Origin of the sequence: Diaminobutyricimonas sp. LJ205, from assembly GCF_009755725.1 — a bacterium.
Taxonomy (GTDB): Bacteria; Actinomycetota; Actinomycetes; order Actinomycetales; family Microbacteriaceae; genus Ruicaihuangia.
In genome coordinates, this window is record NZ_CP046619.1 from 2,308,706 (window position 1) to 2,329,687 (window position 20,982).

Consider the following 20,982-nt stretch of genomic DNA (forward strand, 5'->3'; position numbering starts at 1 on the left):
CCCCACTCGGACCGCCGCCTCATCCGGCTCACTTCGCGCTTCCCGCGGTTGGCGCAACAGTCGAAGCAGCGGGTTTGATGCGGCGCGCCAGTAACGGCGGCACACCGATCGCCAGCAACAGCAGAACGACCGCGCCAAGCATCACCGATTGCTGCCACCCCCAACCGTCGTCATCGAGCGTGAACGGTGAGGCGATCGCCGTGCCGACGATTCCGCCGGTGCCACCCGAGATCAGGTTGCCGTTCTCGTCATACACGGGTGCCGCCGCGACCCCGTCGACAGCAGCGGCGTCACCGCCAGCGGCTCCACCAGCCGCAGCGCCCCCTCCAGCACCCGCCGCGGATCCGCCCGAACCTGAACCGGTAACGGCGGTTTCCTGCTTGGCACCGGCGGTACCGGTGACGCACTGGTTCGGCCCCTTCTTGTCGCATTCGGCGGGCTGCGCCGCGGTTAGCGCCAGCTGGTTGTTGTTTGGCGAGTCACCGGGCTTGAAGGTCGGGTTATTGCACTTGTTCGGGTCGACGCTCGCGCCGCCAGCACCGGGGATGCGCTTGATCTGATCGAAGCCTGCGAGCACCAGGTTCATCGGCAGCGGCGAGTACCCGAGGTCCTCGGCTTGCTGCTGGCCTTCGCACAGCATGTAACTGGCGAAGGCGCCGAGCGTCGCACCCTTGGGTTCGGTGAACACGCCGCCAACCTCGGTCGGCACGATCATGTACGAGTAGCTCGACAGCGGGTAGGTTCGCGGGTCCGTGCTGTTGTAGACGCCGTCAAGGATCTGCGTCAGGTAGTCGGCCGAGCCCGCGTTCGTGTTGATCTGAGCTTGGAGCAGCGCCACTGCCACCGAGTCTGCGGTGGGCTCAACATAGTGGTCGGACGCGTTCAGCACCTTGGCGACAGGGAAGCCCGACTCAAGCGCGTAGGAGTACTCGACGTAGGTGATCGCACCCTCGCCGTAGTTCTGGCTGACATAGCCGGCGACGCCGGATGAGCCGCTCTGCCCCTTCGCGTTCCCGAAGAGCGGATACTGCGACGTCAACCCACACGGGTTGGGCCGGTTCACCGACGCGCAGAACTCGTTCCAGAGCGACGGATGCTGCTTCGACATCCACAACGAGAATTGGGCCGTCGATCCCGAGCCGTCCGAGCGGACAACCGGCACTATTCCTTTATCGGGCATGGCCAGGCCCGGGTTGTCAGCGGCGATCGCCGCATCGTTCCATTTGGTGATCTTGCCGGTGAAGATCTTGGTGATCGTCTCCCCCGACAGTCGCAGGTTGGTCACCCGCTTGCCGCCGATGTTCAGGTGGTACATGAAGGCCGTACCACCCGCGACGATCGGCATGTACGCGTACCCGCGCGGCGGCGTCTCGGGTGCGGAGTTATCCTCGGGACGGGATTGGAAAGGGATCTCACTGACTGCGTAGTCGATGCTGCCCTGAATGAAGTCACGGCGACCCGCCGACGAGCCGACGCCGGAGTAGTTCACCGTCATGCCGTAGTTCGACGCCACGTTGCTGCGCCACTGATCGAGGGCGTTCTGTGACCACGTGGATCCGGTGCCGGTGATAACCTCCCAGGTCGCGGCGTGCGACGGCATGGCAACCCCGACGGCCATCAGCGCGACGCCGAATGCGGCAATCAGGCGGGAGAGTCGACGCTTGCGCGGGGTCATTGTGGTTCCTCCATGGGTCGAGCGGATGCCGCGCGACGGGGCGAGCTCATGCGTTCGGCGTCGCGCGCCGAGGCAGCCCGCGCCGCGCGCTGCTGTCGGGGGGTCAGGTTGCCCGCCCCGCGGCCACCGATCAGGCGGGCGATCGCGAACAGAGCGAGCACCAGCAGCAGCAGCACGGCGGCCGTGCCGAAGCCGCGGGCCACGATGTTCGGCTCGGGTGACCGCACGAAGTCGAACACCTGCAGCGGCAGCGAAATCATCGGGCCGTGGAACGGGTTCGTGTTCATCACGTTGGTGATGCCCGAGGTGAGCAGCACGGGCGAGGTCTCGCCGATGCCACGCGCGGTTCCGAGAATCACGGCGGTGACTAGGCCCGACCGGGCCGTCGGCAGCACCACGTGCCACACGGTGCGCCAGCGGCTCGCGCCCAGCGCATACGACGCCTCGCGGAGGTTGCCGGCGACCAGTCGCAGAACCACATCGGATGCGCGCACGACGATCGGGAGCATCATCACGGTGATTGCGAGCGCGGCGGCGAACCCGGAGCGCTGGTTGGTGAACATCAGGATGATCGCGGAGTAGACGAACAGGCCGGCGACGATCGAGGGCAGCGCGGTCATCGCGTCGACAATCGTCCGCACGAACCGGGCGAAGCGGCCGCCGAGCTCGTTCAGGAACAGTGCCGTGACGATGCCGAGCGGAATCGAGATCGCGAGGGCGATGCCGATCTGGATCAGAGTGCCGACGATCGCGTGCGCGACACCGCCGACATCGAGTCCGTCGAGCGGGCCGGCGAACTCCATGTCCTGGTAGAAGAAGTTGAAGTTCAGCAGCGCCTCTTGCCCGCGCAGCAGCGTGAAGATCACGACGAAGAGCAGCGAGCCGAAGAGGATCATGCCGGCGCTGGCGAGCACCACCGTCATGACCCGGTCGGTGACCTCACGGCCGTCCGAGGTGGTACTGACCAGCAGTGCGTAGATGCCGATGAAGCCCAGGAATGCGACCACGACGAAGCCGACGATTCCGCTAAGTGGGGCGATCCAACCGAACAGCAGGATGGCGATCGCGAGCGCTCCGGATGCCGCGCCGAGCAGCGCATACCGATCATCGACGCGTGCGGAGCGCACTCGACGGCGTGCGCCGACCTCGACGCCGTCCTTGGTTGGAAGGCTCGTACGGGCTGGCGCGGCAGCGAGTTCGTCACCGGACGGGGTTGCTGTGGCGGTGACCGTGGCCATGGAAGTGTCCAGCGTCAGGGTCATCATGCCTCGCTTTCCGCGCCCGAGCGCGAGCGCGCGACAATCGACGAAGCGGTGAAGTTGATCACCAGGGTGATGAGGAAGAGCACCAGGCCAGCGGCCATGAGCGCCGACAGGGCGAACTCGCTCGCTTCGCCATAACGCAGCGCGATGAGCGCGGACACTGAGTTGCTGCCGGTTTTCAGCACCTGCCAGTTGATCGTGAAGATCGGCGAAATGATCATGTACACCGCGATGGTTTCCCCGAGGGCACGACCGAGGCCGAGCATGGTGCCACCGATGATGCCGCCGCGACCGAATGGCACGACGACCGCGGTGATCATTCCCCAGCGAGTGGATCCCAGGGCGAACGCGGCCTCACGCTCGCCAGGTGGCGCCTGCATGAACGCCTCACGCATGATCGAGGTCTGCGTCGGCACCACCATCAGGCCGACAACGATGCCTGCGATGAACGCCGAAGAGGTGAAGGCGGATGCGTCGCTCATAGCGCCGCCATCCTGATCAGTCACGGCGAAGAACGGGATCCAACCGAAGTAGGTGGAGATCCAGCTCGACACCGGAATGATGCTTTCCTGCAGGAAGAACACACCCCAGAGGCCGAACACCACGCTGGGTACCGCGGCCATCAGGTCGACCAGGGTGATCGCCCACTGCTTGACGCGGCCCATCAGCACCTCGGAGATGAGCAGGGAGGTTCCGAGCGCCAACGGGACGGACACGCACATCGCGATGATGGCGATCGTCACGGTGCCGAACAACACCGCCGCGATACCGAACACCTGGGTCTCAGGCGACCACTGCTGCTCCGTGAGGAAGCCGAATCCTGCGACACTCACCGCATCGCCGGCGCGCAGCGACAAGAACAGCCCGACGGCGAGCATGATGCCGACGGTTACGCCACCGGCCGAAGTGGCGATAGTACGGAATGCCGAGTCGGATGACGAAGGCTTGGCCTTCAGCGACCGCCTCTGCGGTACGGCTGCATCTACCTCAAGCGAGGCTGAGGGCAGCGTGGTAGGCATCGAGTTCCTCTAGGGGTAGCGAGGGCAGAGCGGGGAGTTGGTTTCAGCCTCGGAGCGCCAAGTGAACAACAGGCGCCAATTTGGCGACGCCCGCGTTTACGAGCCCTGTGGCATCAGTCCCCGGGCTGCTTTTCGGCCGCGCCCTGAGTGGGGGCGGGGTTAGGGTCGCCGCCGGTTGATGGGGCTGTCGGGCTCGGGCTCGGGTTTGCCGTCGCCCGAGCCACGACCATCGTCACCTCGGAGCCCAGGCGAAGGATGGACTGCTCCGTCGGCATGACGACGATCACGCTGCCGGGTGTGGCCGTGCCATCCGCCCGTTCGGTGAGATTCGGAGCGAAGCCCGCCGCCTGCACCTGGGCGACCGCCTGATCTTTCGGCAGCCCGGTGACGGTCGGCACGCTGTTTGAGCCGGATGCCACGGTCAGGCTCACGGTGCCGCCCAGTGGAATCGCCGATCCTGCGCCGGGCGAGAAGGCGAGCACGGTGTCGCCGGGCAGTGCCGAGTTCTGGATCGTGATGTCGCCGACGAGCAGTCCAGCATGCTCGAGCGTTCGACGGGCTTCGTCGAGCATGAGCGCATCGAGGGCCGGGACGCTGGCCGCCGCCGGTTCGGTCTGAGCTGGCGGGCGGACCGTCGGCTGCCGCGTGGGCGCCTGGCTGGCCGAGGGTTGCGGTTCGGCGGGTGCGGGTGCGGGGGCTTCCGAGGCATCCGTCGCTGGCGGAGCAAGCGATGCCAGCGCCCACGACGACCCGATCAGCGCGGTGACGACAAGGCCGGCGATCCAGCCCCCAGCCGGCCCCGACCCGGATCTGCCGCCGGGGCGGCGCTTCGTTCGCGACGGGATGGCGCGGGGCTGGACTGCGGATGTCACTGCCGCAGTGATCAGCTCGGTACGCGCTTCGGGCACTTGTGTGCTGACGCTGGGAAGCACTCGAGTTGCGCCATCACCTCCTGCAACGCCACCCGCGACGTTATCGCCCAGGGCGCTGCGGGCTGCGGCGACCTCGACTGCCATGTCGACGGCGGAGGCGAAACGGGTGTCCGGGTTCTTCAGCATCGCTTTGACGACCAGGCGATCAATACGCCGCGGGATTCCTGGACGACGGGCCGACGGCGCAGGCGGCGGCGCGCTGACATGCGCCTGGAGCACCGCCGCAACTTCGCCGAACGGGAACGGTGGGGTGCCGGTGAGCGCGAAGTGCAGCACGCCGCCGACCTGGTAGAGGTCGCCTCGAGGGTCGATCGACTCGCCACGCGCGTGCTCCGGTGAGACGTAATGGGCACTGCCGAGCACGCCGGTTCGTCCCGGTTGCGTGGGGTCGGCGGCGAGCGCCGGGAGTCCGGATACCGCCGCCAGGCCGAAGTCGAGCAGTCTCACGCCGTCGGCTTGCACCTCGCCGTGCTCGTTGACCGAGACCATCACATTGCGCGGCGATACGTCGCGGTGCACGAGACCGAGCTCGTGCGCGGCGTCGAGCGCACGCAGTACGGCTTCAGCGATGGTCAACGCAACGTCGAGGGACAGCGGTCCCGAGGCATCCACCAACTCCTGAAGGGTCTGTCCCGGTGCCAGGTCCAGCGCCACCCAGCAGACCTCGGGCGCTGCGGATCTTTGGCCGCCGGATGGGCCGTTGCCGGATGCTTGGACCCCGAAGTCACGCACCGCGGCGATCCCGAGGTGGGCGATCCCTTGCGCCAGGCGCGCTTCGGCGAACAGCGCCTCGCGGGCACCGGACGAGGCGGCCACGTGCTGGTGCAGCACCTTGACCGCCACGGCCTCGCCGGTGAGTCGGTCGGTCGCCGCGTAAACGGACGCGGTTCCACCGACCCCGAGCAGGTCGCTCAACTCGTACCGGTCGGCGATGAGCCCGCTGGAGTCAGGGTGCATGGCGCGGATCAGACGAGGTGGCGTTGACCCTGCGTCTGCACTTCCACGTACTGGCGAGCGCCCGCCGTGATGCTGGCGATCGGCAGAGATTTTAGGGTGAGGGCGACCGCGTGGCGGCGTTCGCGTTCCGCGAGATACCAGCGCGAGCAGACCACTGCGGGCAGGTCGAACAATGTGATGTACCAGCCATAGGAGCCGTGCCGCTCGTCACTCACCTGGACGACAGAGCCGTCGGTGGCGATCAGTTCGACGGCTTCGGTCGCAGAGGACACCGCGTCCTGGAAGTCGTCGTACACGTCAGCACTGCGCGCGAGTTCGCGGTTGTTCGCGGAGATCAGTTGCCAGACGACGCTCAGCGGTTCCAGGCTCTGCCGACCGGACTGTCCGGCTGAGCCGACGACCCGGCGCCGGTGGTCGCGCCATGGCGCGAGCTTGGGGCTGCTGCTGTCAGCGAACCGCGTGAAGATGATGCGAGGACCACCCATGGAAGCGTCTGCGCCATTCTCTATGGTGCCGGCCGGGTACCGACACGCCACAAAAGCTAAGGATTGGCTGTGAATTTGCAAGCGCAGCCGCTTGTACGCCGACTGGCGCGCACATGAACGGCTGGTGAAAAGGGGGGTAGAAGCACGTGTCTACGCGCGTTCCTGGGGGTAACGCGAACTCCGCGCTCACACCGATCCCCCGCGCGCTACCCCTCGAGCAGCTCGGTGAGCTCCAGCCAGCGGGTTTCGAGATCGGCCACCTGCTGGTCGAGATCACGCTGGACATCCTGCAGCGCACCGAGTCCGACATAGTCGCCCTGGTCGTGCGCGGCGAACACAGCGTGCTGCTTCTCGATCTCGGCGGCCAGCTTGGTGAGCTTGCGGTTGATCGCGGCAAGCTCCTTCTCGGCGTTGCGGCGTTCGGCGCCACCCAGAGAGAGACCACCGCCGGTCGAGCCCCCACCGCTGGTCGAACCGGCCGAGGCCACCGGGGACGGAGCCTCCGGCTTCGTCCGCACCTTCAGGTACTCCTCCACCCCGCCGGGCAGGTGCCGCAGGTGCCCGTGCAGCACGGCGTACTGCTGGTCGGTGATCCGCTCGATCAGGTAACGGTCGTGGCTGACCACGATCAGGGTGCCCGCGAACGAGTCGAGCAGGTCCTCCATCGCGGCGAGCATGTCGGTGTCGAGGTCGTTGGTCGGCTCGTCCAGGATCAGCACGTTCGGCTCATCGAGCAGGATCAGCAGCAGCTGCAGCCGCCGCTTCTGCCCACCGCTGAGGTCCTTCACCGGCGTGCTCAGCTGGGCGCTCGTGAACCCGAGCCGCTCCAGCAGCTGCCCCGGAGTGACTTCCTTGCCGCCGGACACGTAGCTGGACTTCTGCCGCCCGATGACCACGCGCACCGGGTCATCCTGAATCTCGGTGAGTTCGCGCAACTGCTGGTCCAGGATTGCGATCTTCACGGTCTTGCCGCGCTTCACCCGGCCGGCGGTCGGCTGCACACTGCCGGCGATCAGGCCGAGCAGCGTGGACTTGCCTGCACCATTCACTCCCAGGATTCCGGTGCGCTCCCCCGGCGCGATCCGCCACTCGATATCGCGCAGCACGACCTTCTCGCCGCCGTCCGCGGCCGGGTAGGTCACGCCGACGTCGAGCAGGTCGACGACATCCTTGCCGAGTCGCTGCATCGCCATCGACTGCAGCGACACCGTGTCGCGGGGCGGCGGCTCGTTCTCAATCAGCTCGTACGCGGCATCCATCCGGAACTTCGGCTTGGTGGTGCGCGCCGGCGCCCCGCGGCGCAGCCAGGCCAGCTCCTTGCGCAGCAGGTTCTGCCGTTTGGCTTCGGATGCCGCGGCCATCCGGTCGCGTTCGACACGTTGCAGGATGTACGCCGCATAGCCACCCTCGAACGGCTCGATGATGCGGTCGTGCACCTCCCAGGTGTCGGTGGAGACCTCGTCGAGGAACCACCGGTCGTGGGTGACGGCGACGAGCGCGCCCTGGTTCGCCGGCCAGCGGCGCTTCAGGTGCTCGGCCAGCCAGGCGATGCCTTCGACGTCGAGGTGGTTGGTGGGCTCGTCGAGGAAGATGACATCCCAGTCGCCGACGAGCAGGGCGGCGAGCGCGACCCGGCGACGCTGGCCACCGCTGAGGTCGCCGATGCGGGCGTCCCAGCCGATGTCGCCGGCGAGGCCGGCGATCACGTCGCGGATCTTCGCGTCGCCAGCCCACTCGTACTCGGGAGTGTCGCCGACGATCGCCTGGGAGACGATGAGGTCGGGGTCCAGTTCGTCGGCCTGGTCGAGCATGCCGAGGCGCACGTCGCCGCGTCGGGTGACCCGTCCGGCATCCGGCTGGATGCGGCCGGCGAGAAGCTTCATGAGCGTGGACTTGCCATCACCGTTGCGGCCGACGACGCCGATCCGGTCGCCCTCGTTCAGCCCGACCGTCACCGAATCAAAGACGATGCGGGTAGGGAATTCGAGGTGGAGCGCTTCGGCTCCCAGCAGATGGGCCACGGATACCGAGGCTACCGTGGTGCGGCTGGGCGCTCGCCCATCGTGCCGGCGCCGGAGGTCAGCGCTGCGCCTGCTCTCTGCCCTGCGAGATCCAGTTCAGGTCGGATGCCCGGTCGCCCACCACTCCGGCGGCAAGCGCGTCCAGCCGGCCGACGACGGAGTCACCGAGTTCGATGAACGCGGCCGCCGCATTCTCTTCGACGCGGGACGCCCGGCGCGTGCCCGGAATCGGCACCACCGGAAGCCCGAACGCGCGCCCCTTGGCGTACAACCAGGCGAGCGCCAGCTGCGCGGGAGTGACCTGAAGGCCAGAGGCCTCGGACAGCAGCGCCTCGATCAGCGCCCGGTTGCGGCTGAGCCGTTCCGGCGTGAACCGCGGGAACTTGCGGCGGAGGTCGTCCGGGGCAAGGTCCGCGCTGGTCCAGCCGGTGAAGAAGCCGCGTCCGAGCGGTGAGTACGGGACGAAGCCGATCCCGAGCGCCGCGGCGGTCGGGACAACGGATGCCTCGACATCACGACTCCACAGCGACCACTCGCTCTGCACTGCCGCGATCGGGTGCACCGCGTGCGCCCGGCGCAGCTCTTCGGCGGTCACCTCGGACAGGCCGATGTGCCGGATGGCGCCGGCCTGCACCAACTCGGCGAGCGCCCCGACGGTCTCCTCGATCGGCACGCGGGGGTCGACCCGGTGGTAGTAGTACAGGTCGATCACGTCGGTGCGGAGCCGGGTGAGGCTTTCGCGCACGCTGCTGTGCACGTAGGCGGCGTCACCCCGCGCCCGGTACGGGTCGGGCTCGGTCGGGATGCCGAACTTGGTCGCCAGCACCACCTCGTCGCGGCGGGTGCGCAGCACCTTGCCGATCAGCTTCTCGTTCTCGCCGTTGCCGTAGACGTTCGCCGAGTCGATCAGGCGTACCCCGATGTCGATGGCGTGATGGATGGTGCGGGCAGCGTCCGAGGCATCCGTCTGACCGTAAACGCCGGAGACCGCCATCGCGCCGAATCCCTGCGCGGAGGTGTGCAGGCCATCGCCGAGCAGTACGCAACCCATCAGCCGACCGGCGCCGGCTTGAACGATGAACGGGTGTGCCGGGCGGACCCGCTCGCCGTGCGCAGCACCTGCGCCGGCGTCTTCGGCAGCGTGCCGTTCAGGTGGTAGTCGCCGATCGCCTGCTCCCGGTAGATTGCCGGGTTGTGCGACGCGATGGTGCGCGCGTTCCGCCAGAACCGGTCAAGCGACCGCTCGATGCTGGTCGCGGATGCCCCACCGACCTCGAACAGCAACGTCGTCGCCTGCAGCACCAGGTCGATCACCACCTGTTGCGCCTCAAACACCGCGATCAGCGCCTCGGAGTAGCGGGCCTCATCGCCCTCGTCGAAGGCGCGGCCGGTGTCGGCATCCTCGAGCCGACGAATCGCCTCGAGCGTCACCGCCTCGGCCGCGAAGCGCAGGCTTCCCAGCCGGCCGACGACCCGCTGCACCAGCGGATCCTCGCGCGGCAGCGAATTGCCCGGGACGCCGAACGTCCGGGTGCGCGGCCGCACGAACTCCACCGCCTCCCGCAGCACGCGCCGGGCGATCCCGGTGAGCGCGGCGAGCAGGATGCCCTGGTACAGCCCTGTCGTGTACGCGAGCGGACGGTGCCCATCGTTCTCATCCCAGGGCAGCACGTGCGCCGGGTCGATCGCGACGTTATCGAAGATGGTCGTGCCGCTGCCGGTCAGGCGCTGGCCGAAGCCGTCCCAGTCGTCGATGCGGGTGACCCCTGGCGCGGTGGCGGAGACCGCGAACGCCACAAAATCCTCACCGAGCTTGCCGCCCGACCAGATCCAGTCGGCGAACAGGGTGCCGGTGCTGTAGTACTTACGTCCATTGAGCCGCAGTGTGCCGTCAACCTCCGACAATGTCGTCTGCTGTGTGCTGGAATCACTGCGCTCGGCCTGGGCGTTGCCGAACAGGATCTCCCGCCCCGCGATCCGTCGGAACCACTCGGTGCGCTGCGGAGAGTCCGGCAGCGCGCGTTGCGTCTCGACGAAGGCGACATGCCCGCGCAGCAGTTGCGGCAGGTTGGAGTCCGCCTCGCCCAGCTCGATCAGCAACCGGAACAGCTCCTCGAGCCGGATGCCCTGACCGCCGAACTCGACCGGCACCCGCAGCGCCCCGAAACCGGCATCCTTCAACCAGCGCACCGCCTCGAACGGCAGCGCCCCATCCTGTTCGCGCTCCACCGCCGCGTCGCCGATGCGCCCGATGATCGACCGGAACTCGGCCGCAATCGTCTCGTAGCTCATGATGCCCTCTCCTCGCTGATTTCCCCGTTGCCTGTGCCAGTGCGCGTGCCAGTGCCATCGCCGGCCACGCCGACCACGTCCTGCAGATGTGCGCCGCCGCGGTAGCGGGCGCCGTGGTGTTCGTCGAACAGCCGGGTGTTCCCGGCGCCGAACAGCCGCTCCCGGAACGTCGACTCCGCATACGCGGTGCGGTACAGCCCGCGCCGCTGCAGTTCAGGCACCACGTATTCGATGAAGTCCTCGGCGGTGCCCGGGGTGAGGAACTGGCGCAGGTTGAACCCGTCGATGTCCGTGGCATCCACCCACCCCTCGATCGCATCGGCCACCTCGATCGGCGAGCCGACCACGTGGAAGGCGTCGCGATCGAACCGGGTGACCGCATCCAGCGCCTGGCCGACGGTCGCGTCATCCGGGTAGAACCGGCGACCGGACTGCGCATTGTCGCGCCCGGCGCGAGCCTCGGCACGCAGGATGTCGCTCACCTTCGCCTCCCGCGGATACGCCGCCAGATCGATGCCACCGCCGCCCGCGTGCGCCAGGTACCCCTCCGCGCGGGACAGCTCGCGGAACTGCTCAGCCTTGCGTTCGGCGGCCGCCCGATCCTTGCCGACGATGATCACCGCGCTGCCGTAGGTCTTCACATGCGCGGGGTCGCGGCCCTGCAGCGCGGCCTGCCGGCGGATGTCGGCGATGTTCTCGCGGTAAACCTCGAGTGAGCGGCCGCCGACGAACACGCCCTCGGCGTGCTTGGCGGCGAACGCGCGGCCGCGGTCTGAGGATCCGGCCTGGAAGATCACCGGGGTGCGCTGCGGTGACGGCTGCGACAGGTGCGGGCCGGCGACCTTGAAGTGCTCGCCGACGTGGTCGATGTAGCGCACCTTCGACGGATCGGTGTAGACGCGGGCCTCCCGGTCCTGGATCACCGCGTCGTCATCCCAGGAGCCTTCCCACAGCTTGTAGAGCACGTCGAGGTACTCGTCGGCGATGCCGTACCGGTCGTCGTGGGCGACCTCGTCGTCCAGGCCGAAGTTGCGGGCCGCGTTCGGCAGGTAGGAGGTGACCACGTTCCAGCCGAACCGGCCCTTGGTCAGGTGATCGAGGGTGCTGGCGCGGCGGGCGAACGCGAACGGCGGCTCGTAGGTGGTCGAGAAGGTCGCCGCGAAGGCCAGATGCTTCGTCACGGCTGCCATCGCCGGGATCAGCAGCAGAGGGTCATTCGACGGGATCTGCACCGCCTCCCGCAGTGCCGTCTCGGGTCCCGCCCGGTAGCCGTCGTAGGTGCCGATCACATCGGCGAGGAACACCGCGTCGAACAGGCCTTCCTCGAGCAGCTTGGCGTGCTCGGTCCAGAAGTCGAGGTCGTTGAAGCGGTGCCGGTTGTTCTCCGGGTGCACCCAGAGGCCGTGGGAGATGTGTCCCACGGTGTTCATCTCGAACAGGTTGAACCCGATTTGCTTCGTCATGGATTCAGAGACTGCCTCCGGGTGCGGGCACCGGGCAATTGTTACGTCACCGTTCGTCACACCGGGAAACAGTGGTCGCGACATCCGCTCGCCCGTCGCTACCTTCGCATTCACGCCAACCCGGCGGCCCAGCATTCACCACTCACGAAGGCACAGACATGGCAAACACCAAGGCGGACGCTCCGGTCCTCCCCGAGCGCAAGAAGAGCAAGACCGGCCTGATTGTCGGCGTCGCGGTCGCCGCGGTCGCGGTCATCATCGCCGCGATCCTGATCGTCCCGAGCGTGTTCGGCAACAAGGCCGAACCGGCCGCCGCCGGCGACGCCCCGCTCACGACCGTCAAGATCGGCACCACCGACGCGAGCCAGCCGCACTGGCAGATCCTCAGCGAGCTGCTGCTCGAGGAGGGCATCGAGCTCGAGCTGGTGAACTTCACCGAGTACCCGCTGCCGAACCCGGCACTCGCGGCCGGTGAAACCGACCTGAACGCGTTCCAGCACCTGGACTACCTGTCCAACCACAATGTGGCCACCGGCGATGACCTGCAGCCGATCGGCTCGACCATCATCGTGCCACTGCCGCTGTACTCCGAGAAGTGGGATTCGGTTGAGGAGATTCCGGATGGCGCGCAGATCGCGATCCCGAACGACCCGAGCAACCAGGCGCGTGCGCTGGGCGTGCTCGAATCCGCCGGACTGATCACGCTCGACGGCAAGGAGCAGGTTCCCACACCGGCGAACATCGACGCCGCCAAGTCTCGCGTCACCGTGATCCCGATCGAGGCGTCGCAGACCCCGGCCGCACTGCAGTCTGCCGACGGTGCGATCATCAACAACAACTTCTCGCGTGACGCCGGTCTCGACCCACAGACCGCGCTGTTCTCGGTGGACCCCAACGACCCGAAGAGCTGGCCGTACCTGAACGTGATCGCCGCCCGCGCGGACGACATCGACAACCCGACCTACCTCAGGGTCGCCAAGCTGTACCACTCGCCCGCGGTCGTCGACTCGGTCGTCGAGTCCTCCGGCGGCACCGCCGTGGTGATCGAACTCGACCCCGAAGAGCTGCGCGACCGCCTCGCCAGCATCGAGGAAGACAAGCGCGCCGCCAAGTAGCGCACCGGGTGGTGCGGGCTCGGATCCGCTGATCGAGCGACACCCGCTGATCGAACCGGGCCCGCTGATCGAACCGGACCCGCTGATCGAGCTTGTCGAGATCCCGCACCACCCCGCACACCGCACGCATCACCCGCCCACGAAGGAGACCCTCCATGGCGATCATCGAATTCGAGAACGTGAGCAAGACGTTCGACACCCCGAGCGGCCCGGTCACGGCCGTCGACGCGGTCGACCTCACGATCAACGCCGGCGAGATCTTCGGCATCATCGGTTACTCCGGTGCGGGCAAGAGCACCCTGGTGCGGCTGATCAATGGACTCGAACGGCCCACCAGCGGCCGAGTCACCGTGGACGGCGTCGATATCCAGTCCCTGCCCGAACGGAGCCTGCGCCCGGTCCGCGCCCGGATTGGCATGATCTTCCAGCAGTTCAACCTGTTCCGTTCGCGCACGGTCGCGGGCAACGTGGCCTATCCGCTGCGCGTCGCCGGCTGGCCGAAGGCCAGGCGCGACGCCCGGGTCGCCGAGCTCTTGCACTTCGTCGGCCTACTCGATCGGGCGCACTCCTACCCCGACCAGCTTTCCGGCGGACAGAAGCAACGGGTCGGCGTCGCCCGCGCGCTCGCTACGTCACCTCGGATCCTGCTCGCCGACGAATCGACGAGCGCCCTCGATCCTGAAACCACGCAGGACGTGCTCGCCCTGCTGCAGAAGGTCAACCGCGAATTCGGCGTGACCATCGTCGTGATCACCCACGAGATGGAAGTCGTCCGACGCATCGCCGACCGAGTTGCCGTGCTCGACGCCGGACGCATCGTCGAAGAGGGCAGCGTATTCGACGTCTTCTCCTCTCCCGCTACCGCTACCGCGCATCGCTTCGTCAGTACCGTGCTACACGACACCCCCGACACCGACGATCTCCACCGGCTGCGGGCCGCGCACTCCGGGCGGATCATCAGCGCCGCCATCGCGGACGGCAACCGGGTCGGCTCGGTGCTCTCGGATGCCGGAGCCCACGACGTTCGATTCGAGATCATCTTCGGCGGCATCTCGTCGCTGCAGGGCCGGTCGTTCGGCTCGCTGACCATTGAGCTGACCGGTCCGGATGCCGGCATCGACGCGGTCATCGCCGAATTGTCGCAGGTCACCGAGGTCACCGAACTGGCGACGCCGATCCGGGAAGGGGCCATCGCATGACCGAGGGTTGGGAGTGGGACTGGCACACGCCGCTGCTGTTTGAGGCAATCACCGACACGCTGTACATGGTCGCCGTGACCATGCTCGTCGGAGGCGCCCTCGGCATCGCACTCGGGGTCGCGCTGTACGTCACCCGACCGGGCGCGATCCTAGCGAACCGCTGGGTCTTCGGCATCCTGAACATCGGCGTGAACATCGTGCGGCCGATCCCGTTCGTGATCCTGCTGGTGGCGGCCACGCCGCTCACCGTGACCCTGGTCGGCACGTTCCTGGGCACCACCGCGGCCATCGTCCCGTTGTCGATCGCGACCGCGTTCGGCGTCTCGCGGATCGTCGAGCAGAACCTGGTCACGATCGACCCGGGCGTGATCGAGGCAGCGCGGGCAGTCGGGTCGGGGCCGTGGCGGATCATCCTGACCCTGCTCGTGCCGGAAGCCCTCGGCCCGCTCATCCTCGGTTACACGTTCGTGTTCGTCGCCGTGATCGATGCAACGGCGGTGGCCGGCATCGTCGGCGGCGGCGGTCTCGGCGACTTCGCGCTCACTTACGGGCACCACCGCTGGAACAGCGCCGTCGTCTGGATCACCGTGGGTGTGATCATCCTGCTGGTGCAGTTGGTGCAGCTGCTGGGTAATCACCTCGCGCGGAAGGCGCTGCGGCACTAGGTCCGGCCCGACGCGACGCGGACCGGCCAGGTCGTTGCCCCAGCGCCGGTCCTCGTCCATGCTCGTAACCATGCGCTTTAGTGAATCCCGCCCACAAATCGGCGCTGGTGTGCTTGTCATCCTTGTTGCGGGCACGCTGACCGGATGCACGGGCGGCATTCTGCCAGCGAGTGACACGCGGTCGCAATCCTCTGCTCGCGCCGCCGTCGCCGACGTCTCGCGTGACCTCTACCGTGTCGCCACCGACACCATCGACGATTACGCCCGCTGGGCGGACGCAGCCACCGCGCAGTCGTCAATGGTCGAGCTGATCGGGTACGAGCCCTACCCTGACGCAGTTCACGGCGATCCGTTCGGGGCCCTCCAGTTCCGGGCGACGTTGCAGCTCTCGGAGTACGGGGACCCCTACGTGGCCTGCTTCGAGTCCGAGTTCGACTTCTGGGGCGTCGCCACCGAAGACTTCGGCGACGACAGGGCAGTCGCTCGGGACATCCAGTGCCCAGCCGATGCGCAGCGGATCGCTCCGCCCGTGGACACGCGAATTGTCGAGGTCGTCCCTGAGGGCACCGAGGCGCTTGTCATCGAGGTGCTCACGAACGCTCCCGCCACGATGACCGCCGACGAGATCGTCGCCGAGGTGACCGCGCGGATGCCGCAACCGACCGGTGATCGGGAGGTGCCGTTCGAGCCCGCGGCGACCGTGGATGGCGGTGACATCGGATTCGCGATGGGCGACGCTGGCGACTGCCTGCTCGTGAAGCGCACCTCCACGGGCGTCAACGTGTTGTATGTACCACGCATCCTTTTGCAGCCCGGGGAGCTCGGGTGCCAAGCCAAGACGGCGCTACTACCCGCCGATCAGTTGCGTCCTCCGCACTGAGCATGGGTCGGGCTACCGCAGGTTGATGCCATGCTGACGCCGTTGTCTCTCCCCGCCGAGCCGTGCGGGCCGGCGCGGGCGACCGGCAGCGACCTGCGGCGACCAGCGGCGACCAGCGGCGACCAGCGGCGAGCCACCTAGCGCCCTTCCAGCGCGGCAAGGATGCGCCGGATGAGGATCGGCGGTCGGATGAAGATGTCATCCGACACCACCTTCACCACGCGCCATCCGACCTGCTCGAATCGCTCGGTTCGGCTGATGTCGTCAACAAACGTCGCCCGGTCTGTACGGTGACCGTCCCCGAGGTACTCAAGCCCCACCCGCTCTTTCGGGTACGCCAGATCCGGTGTGCCGACGAAGTCTCCGTTCGAGTCGCGCACCGTGTAACCCACAAGCGGCTCAGGCAAGCCCGCCCGCACGATGAGCAGCCGCAGAAGCGTTTCTGGCCGAGAGTCCGTCCTGGCGCGAATCTGAGGTACGGCCTGCGTCAGGTTCCGGATGCCGCGGAATCCAGACGCGCGGTCGACCCGTTCGAGCACGTCGTCGAGCGTCGCGGGAGGAATCTTGCGACGAACCAAGGAGTCCCCGCAAACAATCAGTTCGTCGAGTGTGAGCAGCGGCGCGAGTTGCATCCACGCGGTGATCGGGTCGATGACCGGCAGCCCGCTCCACGTCTGGCCATGAGACATCCCGTTGCTGATCTCGTGGCCGAGGATCCCAGTTGTTCTCGGCGGTCGGGCGGGGTGCCGCACCGCGACGTGCAGGTTGCGTTCCTCTTCAATGCGCCGTGGCAGCCTGAGCCCGTAGATCATGGCGGCCGTGCCATGGCTGAAGACCTGACCCGGACGTAGACGGGGAACGTACTCACGGCATCGGCCCACGACATCCGTGGCCGCCTCAGCCGAACTGCGGACCCCGTGGAACGGCGCAGCGAGGTCGGCCGCTCGAAGTCGTTTCGCTGGAACTCCGGCGTCCCGGGCAGTCGCCACAGTGAACACAGTTCGGGCGAGCGTTGGAGGGAGATCCCGTCGCTGCATGCAGACAAACTGCCCGGTTTCCGCGTCGACGGCACGAGTTGTCCACAAGGGGCACCTTCCCCACCCAATTCGCACCAGAACACCGACGAACTCCTCGCCAAAACGCCACGGAAGCGCACTCGACTCGCCAAGAATGGCCCATGCACTCGCCGAGCATGGGCACCATTTGGCGAGTCAGTCCGAACGGATGCCGCCGCCAGACCCGCGCTTTCAATCGACTCGCCAGAAAAGGCCCATGCACCCGCCGAGCACTGGCACCTTTTGGCGAGTCGGTGGAGCGAGGGGTTGATGGAGCATTCGTGAAACGTGCAGACGCAATCGACTCGCCAGAAATGGCCCATGCTTCCGCTGACGATGGGCGCTTTCTGGCGAGTCAAAGGCGAGGACCAGCCGCTCGGAGACGCGCACCTTGGATCGACTCGCCAAGAATTGCCCATGCAGTCGCCGCGCATGGGCACTTTTTAGCGAGTCGCCTTCGGCGAGTCGGCGAGTCAGCGAGTCGGCGAGTCAGCGAGTCAGCGAGTCAGCGAGTCAGCGAGTCAGCGAGTCAGCGAGTCAGCTTCGGTGGAGTCAGCTTCTAGCGAGTCTGGCTAATCGGCGAGACGAAAGTCGGCGAGACGGATCTTGCGCGCGAGTGATCCAGGGGTGTCTTAGGAGCAGCAGAAACCCGGGCGTCCCGGCGGTCTGACCGCGCCGGCCCCTACTCCCCCAGCACGCGCGCGCCGTGCACGGGACCCGTCGCCCGGACCACGTTCAACCGCGCGGCGGAGAGCGCCACCTGCAACTCCAGCGCACTGTCGACATCTGCCACCAGGAACGCCACCGTTGGACCCGAGCCTGAGACGATGCCGGCCAGCGCGCCGTTCGCTTCCCCGAGCTCGAGGATGCCCGTGAGCGACGGCGCCAGGTGCAGCGCCGCGGCTTGCAGGTCGTTGTGCAGGGTGTCCGCGAGCATGTGCGGGTCGCCGGCGCGTAGGGCGTGCAGCACGGCCATGTCCACGGTGGGCGTCGGCGTCGTCGGCAGCAGCTGGGTGCCGTTGCGGTCGCGGTGGGCGTCGAGTTCCCGGTAGACCTCCGGTGTCGAGAGGCCGAATTCCGCGGGAACCAGCACCCAGTGGAAGTGCCCCTTCGCCAGCGCCGGGCTCAGCTGGTCGCCGCGCCCGGTGCCGATCGCGGTGCCGCCGGTCAGGGCGAAGGGCACATCCGCGCCGAGCTGCGCCGCGAGGGCGATCATCTCGTCACGCGGCAGTTCGGTGCCCCAGAGCGTGTCACAGGCCAGCAGTGTGGCCGCGGCATCCGCCGACCCGCCGCCCATGCCGCCGGTGACCGGCACGTGCTTCTCCAGTTCCAGCCGCACGCCGCCGCTGTAGCCGGTGCGATCGGCGAGCAGCCGCGCCGCCTTCAGGGCGATGTTGGTCTCGTCGGCCGGCACCCGGGACAGGTCGACCGACCCGCTCACCGACACCGAGAAGTCGTTCGCCGGGTACGCCCGGACATCCTCGTACAGCGACACCGCCTGGTACGCGATGGCCACATCGTGGTAGCCGTCGTCCTGCAGCGACCCCACCTTGAGGAAGACGTTGATCTTGCCGGGCGCTCTGGTGTGCACCATCCGAGGGGTGGGACCGGCCGTCATGGATTCCAACCTAGCGGCAGGCGAGCGTCAGAGAGACGAAGCCAGTTCCGTCAGCAGCCGGGCGAGTTCCGGTTTCGCATGCTCGACCCGGGTGCCGTCGATGATCCCGGAGTGCGTCAGGTTGACCATCGTCTTCGCGCCGCGGTCCTCACAGGTGGCCAGCACGCTCTCGCCGTTGATCTTCCAGCGCGCGTAGGGACGCTTCGCGGCACGATTCGCGGATGCCGCGTCCTGCCCGTACTCGGCGGTGAGCAGTTCGATCATCCGGCCGTAGACGGTGTCGATCGGCGCCGCGACGGTCTTGGTCGACCCGACCGAAAAGGTCCCGTCACCCTGCTGGCCGGGCAGGCGCATGCCGCGCTCCTGCTCGTAGCGCACGGTCACGCTCTGCGCCCACCACGGATCCACGGACTGGTCTTCGACCAGCCAGCGGGCGATCTCGGTGTGTGTCCAGTTGGTGGCCGTCTCGGCATCGAGAGCTTCGAACCACTCCGACGGGTGCTTGCCGGTGGCCTTCTGCATGGCCTCGTCGCTCAGGTTGCTCTTGTGGTGGGAGACGCCAGTCATGTGGTCCAGTCTGTCACTCGCGGCGCTCGCGGCGCTCCTCAACCAGCGGTTTCGCCAACGCGCGCGATCGCCAGGAAGTCGTCGATGGTCAGCTCCTCGCCGCGGGCGGTCGGCTTGAGCCCCGCCGCCTCCAGTCGCGCCGATGCCGCGGACGAGTCCCCCAGCACCACCGACAACGCCTGCCGGAGCATCTTCCGCCGCTGCTGGAACGCGGCGTCCACCAGTGCGAAGGTCGCCAGCCGTTCCGCCTCGGTGCCGGGCGCGACACCGCGCTCGAAACCGACCAGGATGGAGTCCACGTTCGGCACCGGCCAGAACACCTGTCGGCTGACCAATCCCGAGGTCTTCCACTTCCCGTACCAGGCGGCCTTGATGCTCGGCGCCCCGTAGACCTTCGAGCCAGGACCGGCCGCGAGCCGCTGACCGACCTCGGCCTGCACCATCACCAGCCCGTGATCCAGCGTCGGGAAGTGCTCGAGGAAATGCAGCAGCACCGGCACCGAGATGTTGTACGGCAGGTTCGCCACGAGCGCGGTCGGCGTTTCGGGAAGCGACCTCACGGTCATCGCGTCCTGGGTCACCACCGTGAGCGGCGCACCCGGATGCAGCAATTCCACCGTCTTCGGCAGCTGCTCGGCCAGGCGCTTGTCGATTTCCACGGCGATGACGGATGCCCCGACCTCGAGCAGGCCGAGGGTGAGCGACCCGAGTCCCGGCCCGATCTCAACCACCGTCTGGCCCGGCGCGACATGCGCGGCGGCGACGATCCGGCGCACCGTGTTGCCGTCGTGGACGAAGTTCTGGCCGAGCTTCTTAGTCGGCTGGATGCCGAGCAGCTCGGCGAGGTCGCGGATCTCCGCCGGCCCGAGGAGGCTCATCGCGCCTCGACCGGTTCGGACTCCCACGAGCCGTACACGGCCTCGGTGTTCGACGACACCTGCGCGGCGAGCATCGACACGTCGGTGCCGAGGTGCGCGGCCATCGCCCGCAGGGTGTGCGGAATCAGGTACGGCGCGTTCGGCCGGCCGCGGTACGGCTCGGGCGTCAGGTACGGGGCATCCGTCTCCACCAGCAGCAGGTTGCGCGGGGCAGTATCCAGCGCCTCGCGCAGGGTGCCCGCGTTCTTGAACGACACCGTTCCGGCGAAGGACATGTACCAGCCGTTCTCGGTGCAGATGCGGGCGAGCTCGGCGTCGCCGCTGAAACAGTGGAACACCGTGCGCTCGGGAGCGCCGACCCGCTTCAGCGTCGCGATCACGTCGGCGTGCGCGTCGCGGTCGTGGATCTGCAGCGCCAGGTCGTGCTGCTTGGCGATCTCGATGTGCGCCTCGAACGCGCGGAATTGCGCCGCCCGCCCATCCTCGCCGGTGCGGAAGAAGTCCAACCCGGTCTCGCCGACGGCGCGCACTCGCGGCCGGCCGGCGAGTTCGTCGATCGCCGCCAGGGCGTCATCGAGGTCTCCGGATGCCGCCAGCTCGGGTGTGTCGTTCGGGTGCAGCGCGACCGCGGCGAGTACTCGCGGCTCACGGCTCGCGATCTCCGCCGACCAGGTTGAGGTGGCGACATCCGTGCCCACCTGCACGACGCCGCGCACGCCGACGCTGGATGCCCGGTCGAGGTGCTCCCGGTAGTCCATCGGGTTCTCGCCGTCGGCGATCTCAAGGTGGGTGTGGTTGTCGTACACCGGCACCACGAGCGCTTCAGGCAACGGCGGGTACTCGAGGTTGCGGCCCTCGTCGGCGTACCGCGTGCGCAGGTGGTTGTCGGTCAAGGTCGC

At 67.8% G+C, this 20,982-nt stretch carries 18 protein-coding genes; 4 read left to right on the forward strand and 14 right to left on the reverse strand.

Features of this window, described 5'->3' with window-relative positions:
* Positions 1-28: 28 nt before the first annotated feature.
* From pstS to GO591_RS11270, 9 genes are all read right to left on the reverse strand, one after another.
* Entirely contained in the window at positions 29-1,675 is a 1,647-nt protein-coding gene (gene pstS / locus GO591_RS11230; RefSeq protein WP_157156894.1) for a phosphate ABC transporter substrate-binding protein PstS, read from the reverse strand.
* Entirely contained in the window at positions 1,672-2,937 is a 1,266-nt protein-coding gene (pstA, locus tag GO591_RS11235; protein ID WP_232466157.1) for a phosphate ABC transporter permease PstA, read from the reverse strand. Before pstA ends, pstS begins: the two co-directional genes overlap by 4 nt.
* Positions 2,937-3,956: a phosphate ABC transporter permease subunit PstC gene (gene pstC, locus GO591_RS11240; protein ID WP_157156895.1), complete on the reverse strand. Its 1,020-nt coding sequence runs from the start codon at positions 3,954-3,956 to the stop codon at positions 2,937-2,939. Before pstC ends, pstA begins: the two co-directional genes overlap by 1 nt.
* 113 nt (positions 3,957-4,069) lie before the next feature.
* A complete protein-coding gene (locus GO591_RS11245; protein WP_157156896.1) occupies positions 4,070-5,845 on the reverse strand; it encodes a protein kinase domain-containing protein in 1,776 nt (591 codons plus the stop codon).
* A gap of 8 nt (positions 5,846-5,853) precedes the next feature.
* Positions 5,854-6,330 carry a hypothetical protein gene (locus GO591_RS11250; RefSeq protein ID WP_157156897.1) on the reverse strand — a complete coding sequence of 159 codons (477 nt, stop codon included), beginning with the start codon at positions 6,328-6,330 and terminating at the stop codon, positions 5,854-5,856.
* A 206-nt stretch (positions 6,331-6,536) separates the two neighbouring features.
* The gene (locus tag GO591_RS11255) at positions 6,537-8,351 is read right to left on the reverse strand and encodes an ABC-F family ATP-binding cassette domain-containing protein (RefSeq protein ID WP_157156898.1); all 1,815 of its coding nucleotides are present in this window, start codon (positions 8,349-8,351) and stop codon (positions 6,537-6,539) included.
* A 58-nt stretch (positions 8,352-8,409) separates the two neighbouring features.
* Positions 8,410-9,402: an aldo/keto reductase gene (locus tag GO591_RS11260; protein WP_157156899.1), complete on the reverse strand. Its 993-nt coding sequence runs from the start codon at positions 9,400-9,402 to the stop codon at positions 8,410-8,412.
* Positions 9,402-10,643 carry an acyl-CoA dehydrogenase family protein gene (locus GO591_RS11265; RefSeq protein ID WP_157156900.1) on the reverse strand — a complete coding sequence of 414 codons (1,242 nt, stop codon included), beginning with the start codon at positions 10,641-10,643 and terminating at the stop codon, positions 9,402-9,404. The genes GO591_RS11260 and GO591_RS11265 overlap by 1 nt, the downstream gene beginning before the upstream one ends.
* Complete coding sequence (locus GO591_RS11270; RefSeq protein WP_157156901.1) at positions 10,640-12,106, reverse strand: LLM class flavin-dependent oxidoreductase; 1,467 nt, start codon at positions 12,104-12,106, stop codon at positions 10,640-10,642. Before GO591_RS11270 ends, GO591_RS11265 begins: the two co-directional genes overlap by 4 nt.
* 158 nt (positions 12,107-12,264) lie before the next feature.
* On the opposite strand from GO591_RS11270, the gene GO591_RS11275 reads away from it, so the two are divergent.
* From GO591_RS11275 to GO591_RS11290, 4 genes are all read left to right on the forward strand, one after another.
* Entirely contained in the window at positions 12,265-13,221 is a 957-nt protein-coding gene (locus GO591_RS11275; RefSeq protein WP_157156902.1) for a MetQ/NlpA family ABC transporter substrate-binding protein, read from the forward strand.
* A 155-nt stretch (positions 13,222-13,376) separates the two neighbouring features.
* Entirely contained in the window at positions 13,377-14,420 is a 1,044-nt protein-coding gene (locus tag GO591_RS11280) for a methionine ABC transporter ATP-binding protein (protein WP_157156903.1), read from the forward strand.
* Positions 14,417-15,085: a methionine ABC transporter permease gene (locus tag GO591_RS11285; protein ID WP_157156904.1), complete on the forward strand. Its 669-nt coding sequence runs from the start codon at positions 14,417-14,419 to the stop codon at positions 15,083-15,085. Before GO591_RS11280 ends, GO591_RS11285 begins: the two co-directional genes overlap by 4 nt.
* A 109-nt stretch (positions 15,086-15,194) precedes the next feature.
* Positions 15,195-15,965 (forward strand): hypothetical protein, encoded by a 771-nt coding sequence (locus GO591_RS11290; protein WP_157156905.1) that lies wholly within the window; start codon positions 15,195-15,197, stop codon positions 15,963-15,965.
* 137 nt (positions 15,966-16,102) lie between these two features.
* Here the strand turns inward: GO591_RS11290 and GO591_RS11295 are convergent, their stop codons facing one another.
* The 5 genes from GO591_RS11295 to GO591_RS11315 form a co-directional block, all read right to left on the reverse strand.
* On the reverse strand, positions 16,103-16,954 hold the full coding sequence (locus GO591_RS11295; RefSeq protein ID WP_157156906.1) for a hypothetical protein: 852 nt from the start codon (positions 16,952-16,954) through the stop codon (positions 16,103-16,105).
* A gap of 748 nt (positions 16,955-17,702) precedes the next feature.
* Positions 17,703-18,638, reverse strand: a complete 936-nt coding sequence (locus tag GO591_RS11300) for a 4-(cytidine 5'-diphospho)-2-C-methyl-D-erythritol kinase (RefSeq protein ID WP_157156907.1) — start codon at positions 18,636-18,638, stop codon at positions 17,703-17,705.
* 27 nt (positions 18,639-18,665) lie between these two features.
* Positions 18,666-19,205, reverse strand: a complete 540-nt coding sequence (locus tag GO591_RS11305) for a hypothetical protein (RefSeq protein WP_157156908.1) — start codon at positions 19,203-19,205, stop codon at positions 18,666-18,668.
* Between the two features lie 38 nt (positions 19,206-19,243).
* Complete coding sequence (rsmA, locus tag GO591_RS11310) at positions 19,244-20,083, reverse strand: 16S rRNA (adenine(1518)-N(6)/adenine(1519)-N(6))-dimethyltransferase RsmA (protein ID WP_157156909.1); 840 nt, start codon at positions 20,081-20,083, stop codon at positions 19,244-19,246.
* Positions 20,080-20,976, reverse strand: a complete 897-nt coding sequence (locus tag GO591_RS11315; protein WP_157156910.1) for a TatD family hydrolase — start codon at positions 20,974-20,976, stop codon at positions 20,080-20,082. Before GO591_RS11315 ends, rsmA begins: the two co-directional genes overlap by 4 nt.
* Between the last annotated feature and the right edge of the window lie 6 nt (positions 20,977-20,982).